The organism is Fibrobacter sp. (assembly GCA_024399065.1).
Lineage (GTDB): Bacteria > Fibrobacterota > Fibrobacteria > Fibrobacterales > Fibrobacteraceae > Fibrobacter.
In genome coordinates this window covers 147,521-159,837 of the sequence record JAKSIB010000003.1, presented here as the reverse complement: position 1 = coordinate 159,837, position 12,317 = coordinate 147,521, and the positions used below count along the sequence as shown (strand labels likewise).

The 12,317-nt window shown below is 50.3% G+C and carries 15 protein-coding genes and 1 tRNA gene; 8 read left to right on the top strand and 8 right to left on the bottom strand.

Going from position 1 to position 12,317, the window contains the following annotated elements; genetic code table 11:
* The first annotated feature begins 69 nt into the window (after positions 1-69).
* Positions 70-708 carry a bifunctional 4-hydroxy-2-oxoglutarate aldolase/2-dehydro-3-deoxy-phosphogluconate aldolase gene (locus tag MJZ25_02655; protein ID MCQ2123064.1) on the top strand — a complete coding sequence of 213 codons (639 nt, stop codon included), beginning with the start codon at positions 70-72 and terminating at the stop codon, positions 706-708.
* Between the two features lie 215 nt (positions 709-923).
* Here the strand turns inward: MJZ25_02655 and MJZ25_02650 are convergent, their stop codons facing one another.
* Both MJZ25_02650 and MJZ25_02645 read right to left on the bottom strand, forming a co-directional pair.
* Complete coding sequence (locus MJZ25_02650; GenBank protein ID MCQ2123063.1) at positions 924-1,790, bottom strand: diguanylate cyclase; 867 nt, start codon at positions 1,788-1,790, stop codon at positions 924-926.
* Between the two features lie 48 nt (positions 1,791-1,838).
* Positions 1,839-2,654 (bottom strand): menaquinone biosynthesis protein, encoded by an 816-nt coding sequence (locus tag MJZ25_02645; protein ID MCQ2123062.1) that lies wholly within the window; start codon positions 2,652-2,654, stop codon positions 1,839-1,841.
* Positions 2,655-2,737: 83 nt separating this feature from the next.
* On the opposite strand from MJZ25_02645, the gene MJZ25_02640 reads away from it, so the two are divergent.
* Genes MJZ25_02640 through MJZ25_02630 form a run of 3 tightly spaced genes read left to right on the top strand, consistent with a single transcriptional unit; the run spans position 2,738 to position 5,036 of the window.
* Positions 2,738-3,028 carry a hypothetical protein gene (locus MJZ25_02640; protein MCQ2123061.1) on the top strand — a complete coding sequence of 97 codons (291 nt, stop codon included), beginning with the start codon at positions 2,738-2,740 and terminating at the stop codon, positions 3,026-3,028.
* A 54-nt stretch (positions 3,029-3,082) separates the two neighbouring features.
* A complete protein-coding gene (locus MJZ25_02635) occupies positions 3,083-4,156 on the top strand; it encodes a glycoside hydrolase family 5 protein (GenBank protein ID MCQ2123060.1) in 1,074 nt (357 codons plus the stop codon).
* Positions 4,157-4,214: 58 nt separating this feature from the next.
* Positions 4,215-5,036, top strand: a complete 822-nt coding sequence (locus MJZ25_02630) for a mechanosensitive ion channel (GenBank protein ID MCQ2123059.1) — start codon at positions 4,215-4,217, stop codon at positions 5,034-5,036.
* Positions 5,037-5,142: 106 nt separating this feature from the next.
* Here the strand turns inward: MJZ25_02630 and MJZ25_02625 are convergent, their stop codons facing one another.
* From MJZ25_02625 to MJZ25_02600, 6 genes are all read right to left on the bottom strand, one after another.
* The gene (locus MJZ25_02625) at positions 5,143-5,607 is read right to left on the bottom strand and encodes a hypothetical protein (GenBank protein ID MCQ2123058.1); all 465 of its coding nucleotides are present in this window, start codon (positions 5,605-5,607) and stop codon (positions 5,143-5,145) included.
* A gap of 27 nt (positions 5,608-5,634) precedes the next feature.
* Positions 5,635-6,792: a glycosyltransferase family 2 protein gene (locus tag MJZ25_02620; protein ID MCQ2123057.1), complete on the bottom strand. Its 1,158-nt coding sequence runs from the start codon at positions 6,790-6,792 to the stop codon at positions 5,635-5,637.
* Complete coding sequence (locus tag MJZ25_02615; GenBank protein MCQ2123056.1) at positions 6,789-7,256, bottom strand: thioredoxin family protein; 468 nt, start codon at positions 7,254-7,256, stop codon at positions 6,789-6,791. The genes MJZ25_02620 and MJZ25_02615 overlap by 4 nt, the downstream gene beginning before the upstream one ends.
* Positions 7,256-7,585: a hypothetical protein gene (locus tag MJZ25_02610; GenBank protein MCQ2123055.1), complete on the bottom strand. Its 330-nt coding sequence runs from the start codon at positions 7,583-7,585 to the stop codon at positions 7,256-7,258. The genes MJZ25_02615 and MJZ25_02610 overlap by 1 nt, the downstream gene beginning before the upstream one ends.
* 78 nt (positions 7,586-7,663) lie before the next feature.
* Positions 7,664-8,587 carry a signal recognition particle-docking protein FtsY gene (ftsY, locus tag MJZ25_02605; GenBank protein MCQ2123054.1) on the bottom strand — a complete coding sequence of 308 codons (924 nt, stop codon included), beginning with the start codon at positions 8,585-8,587 and terminating at the stop codon, positions 7,664-7,666.
* Positions 8,588-8,629: 42 nt separating this feature from the next.
* On the bottom strand, positions 8,630-9,211 hold the full coding sequence (locus MJZ25_02600) for an ATP-dependent Clp protease proteolytic subunit (GenBank protein MCQ2123053.1): 582 nt from the start codon (positions 9,209-9,211) through the stop codon (positions 8,630-8,632).
* A 155-nt stretch (positions 9,212-9,366) separates the two neighbouring features.
* On the opposite strand from MJZ25_02600, the gene MJZ25_02595 reads away from it, so the two are divergent.
* The 4 genes from MJZ25_02595 (at position 9,367) to MJZ25_02580 (ending at position 12,280) form a co-directional block, all read left to right on the top strand.
* Positions 9,367-10,131 (top strand): type I 3-dehydroquinate dehydratase, encoded by a 765-nt coding sequence (locus MJZ25_02595; protein MCQ2123052.1) that lies wholly within the window; start codon positions 9,367-9,369, stop codon positions 10,129-10,131.
* A gap of 105 nt (positions 10,132-10,236) precedes the next feature.
* Positions 10,237-10,701 carry a PTS sugar transporter subunit IIA gene (locus MJZ25_02590; GenBank protein ID MCQ2123051.1) on the top strand — a complete coding sequence of 155 codons (465 nt, stop codon included), beginning with the start codon at positions 10,237-10,239 and terminating at the stop codon, positions 10,699-10,701.
* A gap of 63 nt (positions 10,702-10,764) precedes the next feature.
* Positions 10,765-10,839 (top strand) — tRNA-Val (locus tag MJZ25_02585).
* Positions 10,840-10,915: 76 nt separating this feature from the next.
* Entirely contained in the window at positions 10,916-12,280 is a 1,365-nt protein-coding gene (locus MJZ25_02580; GenBank protein MCQ2123050.1) for a TolC family protein, read from the top strand.
* Positions 12,281-12,317 lie beyond the last annotated feature (37 nt).

The window sequence follows — 12,317 nt, the reverse complement described above, 5'->3', positions numbered from 1 at the left end:
CAAAAACGGATAAAGTCAAAACATCTTTTTATAGTTTTCCCCTTCTATTTTTTCTTGTATATTTAGGGCATGGATTTACTTGAATTTTTAAAAGACATGCCGGTCATCGGCATCCTCCGCGACATCCCTAAGGGATCCGAGGAACTTTGTGCAAAGACTGCACACAAGTGCGGCCTCAAGGCCATTGAAGTCACCATGAATACCGATGGCGCTGCAGAAATCATCACCGCGTTACGCGATGCATGCAAGCCCTACGGCATCGCCGTCGGTGCAGGCACGGTTCGACACGACAAGGACCTTGAAAAAGCGTTGCTTGCTGGCGCCAGCTTCATTGTGACACCCAATACCCGAAGCAACATTATTCGTACTGCGGCGGCCCAGAATACACCGATCATTCCAGGGGCCTTGACTCCTACCGAAGTGCAGAAAGCCTACGATCTTGGCGCCACCGCCGTAAAGATTTTCCCGGTGGATTGCGTTGGCGGCCCCAAGTACATCAAGGCCCTCCGCGGTCCCTTCCGCGACATCCCGCTTCTTGCCTGTAGCGGCGTCAGTGCAGAAAACGCCGGCGAGTACCTGAAGGCCGGAGCCAACCTCCTTGCCTTTGGCGGAAGCATCTTTAGCGCAAAATTGATGCAGGAAGGCAACTGGGACGAAATCGGCAAACGCCTCACCGCCCTGCTTGACGCAGTTCGTAAAGCTTTATAATGACATGAGGGGCTCCCCTTCCAAGTGAACTCCTGAAAAAAAATTAAAGCAGGCCAAACGGTCTGCTTTTTTCAATAAAATCTAGGGGGAAGGGTTCAGCCCATCATCGCTTCATTACCTAACTCTATTGGGGTTGAGGGGAATGCCCCTCTATCGGAAATGTGCATCGCACATTTTCGTAGGGGTTCCAAGGGGGATCTTGTCCCCCTTGCATCTCATCGACCAGCTTTCATCTTCTTCTTGCACTCGTACATGGACACGTCTGCACTATGCATCATGTCGTCCATTTCCTTGTAGTCTTCAGAAGAATGCGCTACACCGTAAGCGAAGGAAACCTTCTTGTCCACAATGGTGATTTCCGAGATTGCCTTCTGCATACGATCCACACAAATGAATGCACCCTGCTTATCAGTTTCCGGACAAATCACCATGAACTCGTCACCGCCCATACGGAACAATAGGTCGGATTCACGAAGGATACCCTTGGCTGCGCTTACCACGGAGCGAAGCAACAAATCACCAGCCTGGTGTCCGTACATGTCATTGATAACCTTCAAGCCGTTCAAGTCAAAATAAATCAAGCCAAACTGGGTACCATAGCGTTTACTGCGGGCAAACCACTCACGCAAGGAATACATTCCATGGCGACGGTTGAAGCAACCGGTCATATCATCGGTCAGAGAAATATCACGAAGGTAGCGCAAGGAGCGGGAAAGTCGAATATGCACATTCACGCGGGCAAGCAAAATGTCGGAAAGAGCACTCTTGCTGACAAAGTCAGAAGCGCCAGAACGGAAGCCCTTGGAAATGCTGTCCGTATCTTCGCGGCTAGTCAGGAAAATCACCGGAAGATCATCCAATGCATAAGTCTGACGAATGCGCAAGCAAACTTCGTAGCCATTAAGACTGGGCATATTGATATCCAGAATGACCAGATCCACACGATTATCTTTCAGGAATTCCAGGGCGTCTTCACCGCAGTGGCATGCCGTTACATTGTAACCCACCTGGGTCAATAGTTCGCGAGTCTTTTCAAGAACCTCGGCGCTATCATCAACAATAAGAATCTTTTCTTCTACCATTTTATCCTCTAACCTAAGCCATCCATCTTGGCAACCCAATAATAGAAATTAAAGGAACTCAAGCAAAGGGACCTCTTGCACAAGACCCTTCTTTTGCGCATATTCAAAGAACAGGCTCAGGGATTTTTTTCGTTCATCTGTAAAACGATAATCAAGAGCCGTGTAGTAATCATCAATTACGGAACGAGGCAATTTCACCGGATATTTCGCAAGCCATTTATCCAAAGCCTGCTTGGGATCAGCCTTAAAATTTTCAACACTTCGCTTGGTAGCGTCCATGTAGTTCACGAGAGTTTTTTTCAAACCAGGTTGTAACGCAGATTTGGAAATAATCCATGCACCAAAAACAAAAGGCAACTTTTGCCAGTCCAGCCATAGGGAGCCCAAATCATAATCAAAGGCGAAACGATGACGTTCATTTTCTTCGAGAGCCTGGTCCCCAATCAGAAGGCAGGCATCGTCGGAATCTTCGTAGGCACCATTCAAGTATTCCGGACGAAGACCGTAGCGTTCTTCCAGAAGAATTCGAAGTAACGTTACCGAAGTCATGCTTTGTGCCGTCATGCGAACTTTGCAACCATCTAGTTCTTCAATAGGACGTTTTGCAAACAACTTAACAGAACGAACCTCGAAGGAACAGGACGTACAAATTTCAGGAGACAAAACGAATGCACCCGGCTTCTGGGCAAAAGTAATGGAGGACGCTGGAGACAAATGAACAGAACCATCTTTAAGCCCGGCGCAATGAACACTAGGCGGACCATCCAGAAACTCAACATCCGGATATTCCGACTCACGACCTAAAAAATCGTGAAAAAACGGCGCACAGACCAAAAATGGGATTCGACCAACTCGTAAAGTCATGTAAAAAAGTTAACTTTTATCCCACGCCAATTTGTGGCTTCAAGATAATTAACTGATGAATAACTGATAATGGCTAAGGAATAATGGCTGTATTTCACGTGAAAAAGACTTCGCTGGGCGACGATCAGACAAGCCTGGTGTTCAAAGGCAAGATTATTGAAGGTCCCATCAGCAAGGGCATGACTATCGAAATCCCTGTGACTCAAGAAGCCGTCGTCAAGATGAAGATTTACGACGTAGTCCAGTTCGATAAGCAGAAAGACGAAGACAAGAAGGTCGGTTTGGTGGTCGACTTCTACAATCTTCCCGACGACATGGAAGTCATTATGGACTTGAACATCGCCGACGAAGACTTGAACATCGTCAACGAATAATTTTCTAAAAAAAATTGCGATCAATTCCGGTCGCATCAGTATGAGGATGACACAATGAAAAAAGAAAGGCTGCGTGGAGTGAATTTGGGTGGCTGGTTCAGTCAGGTTGACTGCATCCAGGAAAAAGACCCCGTAGGTTTTCCTGGGGTCGTCCCGCACATCAAGACCTTCCTTGGCGAAAGCGATTTTAAGCGCATCCGCGAGGCGGGGTTCAACCACGTTCGTTTGCCGGTGGACTACTTCAACGTGTTCAAGGGCGAAGAACTCAAACCCGATGAAGAAGTCTTCGGTCTCTTGGACAAGGCATTGAAGGACATCCAGGCTGCAGACCTGGACGTGATTCTGGACTTGCACAAGTGTCCGGGACACGATTTCCATCTGGCAAGTTACGAAGAACAGGCTTTCTTTGCCAGTGCCGAAGCCCGAAAGGACACCAACAAAGTGTGGTCCTACCTGGCTGAGCGCTATAGCGGAGAATCTCGCGTTATGATGGAGCTTCTGAACGAGCCCGCAGCATCAGACTCCAAGATTTGGGATAAAGTAAAGGATGAAATTTTCTGGACTATCCGCAAGCACGCTCCCAAGAACACCATCGTGGTGGGCTCCAACAAGTGGAACAGCGCTCGCGAATTCGAGTTCCTCACACCCATGGACGACGACAACGCCATCTACAGTTTCCATACCTACACTCCGGTGACATTCACTCACCAGGGCGCCGCATGGATCAACGACCCGTTCTTCAAGATCACCCGCCCCTGGCCCGGTGACTACGCCGCACCTCAGGAAGGCGCTACCACACGTCTCGACGTTGAATTCGGCAAGTGGGACAAGGCCCGTCTCCAGGCAAGCATCCAGAACGCTCTGGATTTCCGTGCCAAGTACGACCTGCCCGTTGCATGTAACGAATTCGGCGTGTACGTTCAGGTGCCCCGTCAGTACCAGATGGCCTGGATGCGCGACTTCATGGATATTCTCCGTGAAGCTGACGTAGGCTACAGCTACTGGAACTACAAGAACCTGGACTTCGGTCTGGTTTCCAAGGGCGAATCCCTGCACAACGACCTCGCTCAGTACAACAATCCTGACCGTCTCGACAACGAACTCATGGATTTGTTGGCTAAGGGCTAATACATAAAGCAAAGGCTCGCACACGTGCGGGCCTTTATTTTTCTTAAAGGAACAATAAATGGAAAATATCACCGCAGATCGTTTTGAAGCCATCAAGAACTTCGTCATTGACAACAACCTCATTTACAAGGTCGCAGCAATCTTTCTCGTCCTCGTCGGATACAAGGTCGCAAGGATTATCATTCACAGAATGCTGAACCGCGCACAGACCAAGGGCCTGGACTCTTCCGCAAGACCCCTCGTGGAATCCCTTGGACGCTACGCCGTCGGAATCGTGGCATTGCTGCTGATCCTGAACATTCTCGGAGTGAACACCGCAAGCCTGGTCGCAATGGTTGGTGCCGCCAGCTTGGCCGTCGGTATCGCATTGAAGGACATGCTGACCAACATCGCCTCTGGTTTGCTGCTTCTCTTCTTGCGCCCCTTCAAGGCTGGTGACTACATTGAATGCGGAAGCATCAAGGGCAAGATCACCGGCATCGGCCTCTTCAACACCATCTTTGAAACCCTGGACGGTCTCTACGTTTCCGCTCCTAACGGAAGCCTCTGGGGAGCACCTATTGCCAACTTCAGCAGAAACGAAAAGCGCCGTATCGACCTGGTCGTTGGCATCGGCTACGATTCCAATACCGACAAGGCCATGGAAATCATTCGCAACCTCATCGCAAGCGAACCCAAGTTCCTCAAGGAAGGCTCCGACGTATTTGTTTCTGAACTGGCAGACAGCTCCGTCAACATCAACATGCGCGTGTGGGTGAACAACGCCGACTTCTTCCCTCTCAAGGCTAAGTACACTGCTCTTATCAAGGAAGAATTCGACAAGGCCGGCATCGAAATTCCGTTCCCGCAGCGCGTTGTCCACATGGTAAACGCCAAGTAAGGATTTCGTCAGACGCGGTTGCAAAAAGCCGCTTTGCAGAAAGACTGTTTATGCAAAAGGTCGCACATCCGTGCGGCCTCTTTTGATTTCGCTGAAGCGCGTTGTCCTAGATTTCTACAAGTACACCGACTTGCAAAAAGACGTAGCCCTTGCCGAAGTTATCCAGGAACTGGTAACCAGCAGTAGCCAGCAAAGAGGAATTGTCACCGCACTTGATATCGGCACCGCCTGCGACACGCCAGAACATCTGATGGTGTTTTCCAATGAGGTAACCCCAGTCCGCAAGCATCACCGGCATTACATGAATGCCCACCGGAAGGCGCATCCAGAAACTTGCAGAAACGGGAACAAGACTTTCGTTATTGATTTCTTGGTAGCCGCTTCCCACACCCACAAAGAACATCTGGTCGATGGGATACCACCAGTGTCCAAAAACGTTCAAGTTGAACTTGGTAATCTCGCTGACATGATTCACCACACCGCCCTGCAAATCCATGGTGAAGGGGCGGGCGCAAGCAGCGGACGCTCCAACAAAACAAAAGATCAGCAAAGCCTTTAAGAGGTTCTTCATACCATTTACACCAAGAATTCGTAGAGATTACGCTTCGTCGTCACTACGAGCTTCACGGGCCCAGCCACCGCTCTTTTCACGAGTAAAGGCCAGGAAGAAACCCTTGAGCATAGCGAAGTTCATGGACAAGAAATAATATCCGCTAGGAACAATCTTGAACAAAGCCACTAAAAGAGCCAAGGTCATAGCGCCAAAGAAAATCTGGTAAATCAAGCCGCTAGTCAAAAGCAAGGCGTTGGCCACAAAAAGCAAAATCAAGATGTGGGGAGAGAACCAGCGCAAAATCTTGTGAGAGAAGAACAAGTAGGCAGTCAACGGGCGGAACGGGCTCAGCAACGGCAAATAGGAAAGCAGGAAATTGAAGTTTGCTCGGCCGATACGAACCTTACGGCGGAATTCACCGCTGGACTCCTTGGAAGTCTGTTCCGTACCGATGGCGCTGGAAACGAAGGTACAGAAATAACCTTTCTGCAAAACCTTGGTTGCAATGAAGAAGTCATCCATGACGCTCTTCTTTACCGGAAGCTCCGTGTAGAGTTCACGACGAATTGCGTACAAGGCGCCGTTACCGCCAATAAGCCGGTCCAGGATTCCTTCGAACTTCTTGATTTCAGATTCCAAATCCCAGTAGGAACTTTCACCACGTCCAAGAACGCTGCCGCTCTTATCGGACAAAATCAAGTGGCCACAGGCGCATCCGATTTTCTTGTCCTGGAAAGGCTGCACCAGTTTGCGGACCACGTTGGGGAAGAACATGGTGTTTGCATCGCACAGCACAAGAATATCATTTTTGGCAATGCTGTTCAAACGGTTCAGCATGGCGGCCTTGCCGGCATTCTTGGGAGCCTTCACCAAAGTGATGCCCTGGTCGGCATAACGAGCAACAATTTCTGCAGTACGGTCGGCGGAACCATCATCGCCAATCAGCACCTCGAGCTTATCCTTGGGGTAGTCTATTTCAAGGATATTCTGAATCTTGCGTTCGATGACCGCCTCTTCGTTGTATGCAGAAATCAAGATGGATACTGTCGGAAGATCACCAGTAACATCCGCAGTTTTTTTCTTGCGCTTGAAAATTTCGCTTACAAAGGGAAGCGTCACCGGGAACAGCAAATAGCAATGCAGCGTCAAGACGAGCATCACCCAAAAGACAATCTGAACCACAAAAAGGAATTCTTCACTCATCGCGCAAACCACTCCTTCTCTTTTTCTAGAAATTCATAAAGTAAATATTGCATTTCTTGCGGGGACATGGACTGTGTCACCGTTAAAATAGAGTTTCCCTTAGGCGCCAGCAGTACGAATGCAGGCAAGGCTTCCAGTTCCCACACATCAAAATAGCAGCGTTGGATGGTATTCTTCTTTCCATCGCACACAATGGAATCCTGGGATTCGGCATCAAGCTTTACCGGATAAAAACGGGTGTTCAAAAGGGAAGCCACCGTCGGGTCGGTATAGACACTTTGATCCATCACTCGGCAAGGCACACACCAATCCGCATACATATCCACGAAAACCAGCTTGGGAGTCTCCTTGGCCTTGGCCAGGGCGTTCTCGTATTCCATCCAGCGGACCATGCGCTTGGGAGATTCCGCGGCAATAGCGTACACCGCAAGTAATAGGCACAAGACGACAAGAATCTTTCTCATCAGTCCTCCCCTCTACTCTTGGGAGCGTTAGGAACACTGGGCGGCGGAGTCTTTCTTGCATTATTAAGTTCTGCGACCAATGAATCCACACGGACCGTTACAGCCTTCTGGAACGGAACCCACATACTCTCGTCTTCAAGAAGAGCATCTGTCTTTGCAAGGAATTTTTCGATAGTGTAGCCGTGCTTTTTCAGCACATCCTGTCGCACCATGCGAGCCATGGGAGACGTAGCACCATAGGTAACCTCCACCACTCTGAGTTCAATGAAGGTATCTACGAAATTCTGGTCCACAGACACTTCGCCGGAACAGCCGATCATTGCAGCCACAACGAAAGAAAGGGCAAGTAACTGCCCTCCCCTCAATTTTTTCGCGATGCAAGACATGCGGACCATTATGGAATTTTCCTACTCGGATTTTTCTTCCAGTGCGTTTTCGAACAGACCTTCCACATATTCAGCCTTGCTGAACGGCACCAGCTGATCAATGCGTTCACCCATGCCGATCCAGCGGATAGGAATCTGCAGGGAACTTGCAATGGAAAGAACGGCGCCACCACGGGCGGTACCATCCAGCTTCGTCACCACAAGACCCGTCAGCGGGAAGCTCTGGTTGAAAATCTTGGTCTGGTTGATAGTGTTCTGTCCGGTGTTGCCATCGATGACAAGCCACATGTCCTGAGGCATATCCGGGCTCACCTTCTTGATGACGCGGACAATCTTCTTCAGTTCTTCCATCAAGTAGTCCTTATTGTGCAGACGACCTGCGGTATCAATAAGAACCACATCGCAACCGCGGGCAACGGCGGCGCTGCAAGCGTCAAACGCCACGGAAGCGGGATCGGAACCTTCCTGGTGCTTCACGAATTCTGCACCGGAACGTTCTGCCCAGGTTTCAAGCTGGTCAATAGCGGCAGCACGGAAGGTATCGCAGGCGGCAATCATCACCTTCTTGCCTTCGCCGATAAGGCGGGCTGCAAGTTTACCGATGGTGGTTGTCTTTCCAGCACCATTCACACCGATTACGAGAATCACATGGGGCTTGCCCTTCAGTTCAAACGGAGGAGGATCCTTCAGAAGGCGTTCCGCTTCACTGCGCATGATGTCCAGCACCTGCTCCGTGGTAAGAGACTTACCCAGGGCGCTTTCACGAAGTGCGTCAGTCAAAAGGAAGGCAGCTTCCACACCCACATCAGCCTTGATCAGGTGTTCTTCAAGTTCTTCCAAAGTATCATCTGTAATCTTGCCGGCACCGACAATACCCTTCAATTCACCCATGAGGGCGTCGCGGGTCTTGGCAAGGCCACTTTTAATCGCAGAAAAAAGTCCCATTATATATCTCGCAAATCAGGGCAGCGACAACTGCCGTTCATATTAAAGCTTGCTTTCAACCACGTCGATGAGGCCGTAGGCCTTAGCCTGTTCAGCACTCATGAAGTTGTCGCGTTCGGTATCGCGGTCAATTTCTTCCATGGTGTGGCCGGAAGTTTCAGCAAGAATCTTGCCCGTAATGTTACGGATGCGCAGCATTTCTTCAGCCTGGATCTGGATATCGCTTGCCGGGGCAACAATTTCACCGTGAATCAGGGGCTGATGAATCATGATGCGAGCGTTGGGCCATGCATAGCGCTTGCCCTTGGCACCGGAAGTGAGGAGCACTGCGCCCATGGAGGCAGCCTGGCCGCAGCAGACGGTAACCACATCGCTCTTGATGGCATTCATGCAGTCATAAATAGCGAGACCGCTGGAGATTACGCCACCCGGGCTGTTGATGTAAAGAGTAATATCGTCGTGGTTCAAGGAATCCAAATACAAAAGCTGCTTGACAATACGTTCGGCGCTTTCATCATCCACACCGCCCCAGAGGAAAATACGGCGGTTGTTGGCCAAGTATTCTTCGGCCTTCTTCAACATATCCGGGGCTTGAGCTTCTTTCTTTTCGTTACAATCTGCCATGATAGCATCCTTTTTTTGTTCATTTGCAATTTAGTAAAATAATATGGGCGACCCACAGGCCCATCCCCTATTCCATTGGTATTATCGCCTTTTAAAAGCAAACCGTCAAAATAGGGGAAAAACGACATAACTCACTTTTAACTATCTTTCACTCCATGCAGAAAGTATCCCAAAAGTACCTGGTGGGCCTGGTGGGCCCCGAAGTCCTCGAAGCAGCAGAAAACGACCCCTTCCACCCGGTCCGTCTGGACCTGGAATCCTGTGGGGCACTTGAAATCCGCTACGACTTTTTCGATACCGCTCTTTGGCCGAAACTTTCTGAACGAGTCCGCAAGATCGCCCCCCAGCAGCTGCAAATCGGCACCATCCGTCTGAAGCACGACGGCGGAACCTTCGACGACGCCCGCGCCGTGGAACGTCCCGCCCTGTGGGAAGCCATCTTAAACGCCAGGGAAGTCCCGGAATGGCTTGACCTGGAACGCGACTACCTCTGCGATCACGAACAACTTAACGCCAAAGCCCGTAGCCGTGGCGTAGGAATCATCATTTCCGAGCATAATTTCGTCCGCGTCCCTGGGGAACAGGAACTTGAAGCCTTCGCCAAGGACGTCAAGCGATTCAAGGCCGGCGGTCTGAAGATCGCCGCCATGAGCAACGACCAGGACGACTGCAGCAGGCTCTACAAGTTCATCAAGAAGCAAGCCAAGCATTTCGAGATGTTCGCCGCCTTCGGCATGGGGGAAACCGGAAAGGTCAGCCGAATCTGGTCCCTCAAGGAAGGCGCCAACCTGACCTACGGAGCCATCGGAAAGGCAGCAGCCCCCGGTCAAATCGACGTTTGCACCTCCAAAAAAGCCCTGAATCAGCTGGATTATATCAATTCGGAATTTGAATTATTGGCGTTTTTGAGCAAATTTTAAAGGTTTTTATTATTTTCATAATACAAATGCACTAGCCCCCTCGTAAAAGCGGGGATTATTTGCTAAATATCCTTTACAAAGAATTTCATAAGGAAAATTAAATCTATGCGTCTTTCCGAAAGGTTTGTAGACAATTGCATCTTGATCAACTCTTCTAGCACGACCAAGGAAGCAATCCTGAACGAACTGGTAGACACCCTCTGCAGTGCCTACAAGCTGGATCACCGCGCCGAAATTTTTGACGCCGTATGGAATCGTGAACAGAGCCGCTCCACCGGTATCGGTTGCGGTCTGGCCGTCCCCCACGCCAAGATCGACTACGTCGACCGTATGTGCATGGTGGCAGCAACCATCGAAAACGGCCTGGACTTCGCCTCCTTCGATGGCGAACCGGTCTACCTCATCATCCTCATCGTAAGCCCGGGAAACACTGTTGGACCGCACCTCAAGGCCCTGTCCTCCGTCAGCCGCCTCCTGGCCGATGGCGGTGTCCGTAAGGATTTGATCGCATCCAAGACCCCGGCAGACTTCCTCACCATCCTCAGAGCCGCCGAAGATAAATATCTGTAATTTTGTCCTAGGGGCCAATATCTTGACAACCTTTTAAAAGGTTTATATATTTGGTCTCACCTCGGACGGTTAGCTCAGTTGGTTTAGAGCGCTGCTTTCACACGGCAGAGGTCATTGGTTCAAATCCAATACCGTCCACTTGAAAAGGTCTCCAGGAATGGAGGCCTTTTTTTATATTTTGCAACCAAACTAAGAACTCAGGCATCAAAAAAGCATGATTAATCAGAAATCGATCATTTTTGGACTTCTTGTCAGTACCTCCGCGCTCTTTGCCGGTGGCACCTGGACTCTGGAAGACTGCCTGAAGCAGGCCAAGGCCAAGAGCCTCTCCATGGAAATTGCAAGCCTCCGCGAACAGGCGGCCGACATTTCCATCCAGCAGAACAAGATTAGCCGCTATCCTTCTGTTAGCGCAAACATCAACAACACCCTCTCCGACAACCCCTTCAACAACGGCGCCAAGGACCATTACAGCCTGAGTTTTGGATTGAGCGGCTCCTGGACCATCTGGGACGGCGGTGTTACCTCCTTGAACACAGAGTCAAGCGAATTGAACAAGCAGGCCGTACAGCAGTCCACCAAGCAGACCGAGCGTAACGTTCAGGAAAACATCCTCAACGCCTACATGAACCTGCTTGCCGCCCAGGAAAAGCTGATTACCGCCAACGCCTCCGTGGAACTTGCCCAGGCCGAGTTTGAAAACTATACCAAGCTTTTTGAAGCAGGATCCATCACCAAGAAGGACTTGACCCAATCCCAGTCCAACGTGATGCAAAAGCAGGTGGCAAAGCTTAGCGCGGAACTCAGCGTGAATTCCGCCAAGACCACCCTTCGCCAGTTGATGGAACTGCCCGCCAACGAAGAAATTGAAATCACTGACCCCAATGCGGAGCTGACCTCCCCCGACTCCCTGGAAGCCATTCCACCCTACGATCAGCTGCTGGCCGACATCCGCAAGGTGAATCCGGGCCTGAAATCCGACAGTATCGCCATCCAGGTCGCCCAGAAGAACACCAAGGTGGCAAGCAAGAATAGCTCCATCACCGTATCCCTCGGCGCAAACGCCGGCTCCGGCATCCGCGCATGGCATACCGAAGGAACCGCAAACCAGACCACCGTCACCCCCGTCATTGACACTGATGTTGATCAGAAAAACGAGAACCGCTTTGTACGCCAGCTCAAAAGCAACTACCAGCATTCCATTTCTCTCGGCATCAACATTCCGCTGGTCGATCGCGGAGCAACTGCAAACAAAGTCCTTCAGGCCCAGATCAACGAAGCTGAATCCCAGATGTCCCTCAGAGAATCTTCCAAGAATCTCGAAAACAATGTGGAAAAACTTTACCTGAATGCAATGAGCGCCGATATGCAATGGAAGGCCGCAGCACTTCAAGTCGAAGCGGAAACCGAAGCCATGGCCGTCGCCGAGGAACAGCGCAACGCAGGCGCCCTCACCTACACCGACTATCTTTCCCAGAAGAACAGCTTGGAAAACGCAAAGGTCACATTGACCAACGCCAAGTACACAAGCCTCCTGGCACGAAAGCTTATCGACCTGTACTTGGGCAAGATGGATTAACTAAAAGGTTTTGAACAAACAAAAAAAGGTCCGCTTT

Bases quoted from the DNA above. Each gene is read 5' to 3' on its own strand.
- MJZ25_02655 (MCQ2123064.1), top strand. From the start codon at position 70: ATGGATTTACTTGAATTTTTAAAAGACATGCCGGTCATCGGCATCCTC.
- MJZ25_02650 (MCQ2123063.1), bottom strand. From the start codon at position 1,790: ATGGTAGAAGAAAAGATTCTTATTGTTGATGATAGCGCCGAGGTTCTT.
- MJZ25_02645 (MCQ2123062.1), bottom strand. From the start codon at position 2,654: ATGACTTTACGAGTTGGTCGAATCCCATTTTTGGTCTGTGCGCCGTTT.
- MJZ25_02640 (MCQ2123061.1), top strand. From the start codon at position 2,738: ATGGCTGTATTTCACGTGAAAAAGACTTCGCTGGGCGACGATCAGACA.
- MJZ25_02635 (MCQ2123060.1), top strand. From the start codon at position 3,083: ATGAAAAAAGAAAGGCTGCGTGGAGTGAATTTGGGTGGCTGGTTCAGT.
- MJZ25_02630 (MCQ2123059.1), top strand. From the start codon at position 4,215: ATGGAAAATATCACCGCAGATCGTTTTGAAGCCATCAAGAACTTCGTC.
- MJZ25_02625 (MCQ2123058.1), bottom strand. From the start codon at position 5,607: ATGAAGAACCTCTTAAAGGCTTTGCTGATCTTTTGTTTTGTTGGAGCG.
- MJZ25_02620 (MCQ2123057.1), bottom strand. From the start codon at position 6,792: ATGAGTGAAGAATTCCTTTTTGTGGTTCAGATTGTCTTTTGGGTGATG.
- MJZ25_02615 (MCQ2123056.1), bottom strand. From the start codon at position 7,256: ATGAGAAAGATTCTTGTCGTCTTGTGCCTATTACTTGCGGTGTACGCT.
- ftsY (MCQ2123054.1), bottom strand. From the start codon at position 8,587: ATGGGACTTTTTTCTGCGATTAAAAGTGGCCTTGCCAAGACCCGCGAC.
- MJZ25_02600 (MCQ2123053.1), bottom strand. From the start codon at position 9,211: ATGGCAGATTGTAACGAAAAGAAAGAAGCTCAAGCCCCGGATATGTTG.
- MJZ25_02595 (MCQ2123052.1), top strand. From the start codon at position 9,367: ATGCAGAAAGTATCCCAAAAGTACCTGGTGGGCCTGGTGGGCCCCGAA.
- MJZ25_02590 (MCQ2123051.1), top strand. From the start codon at position 10,237: ATGCGTCTTTCCGAAAGGTTTGTAGACAATTGCATCTTGATCAACTCT.
- MJZ25_02580 (MCQ2123050.1), top strand. From the start codon at position 10,916: ATGATTAATCAGAAATCGATCATTTTTGGACTTCTTGTCAGTACCTCC.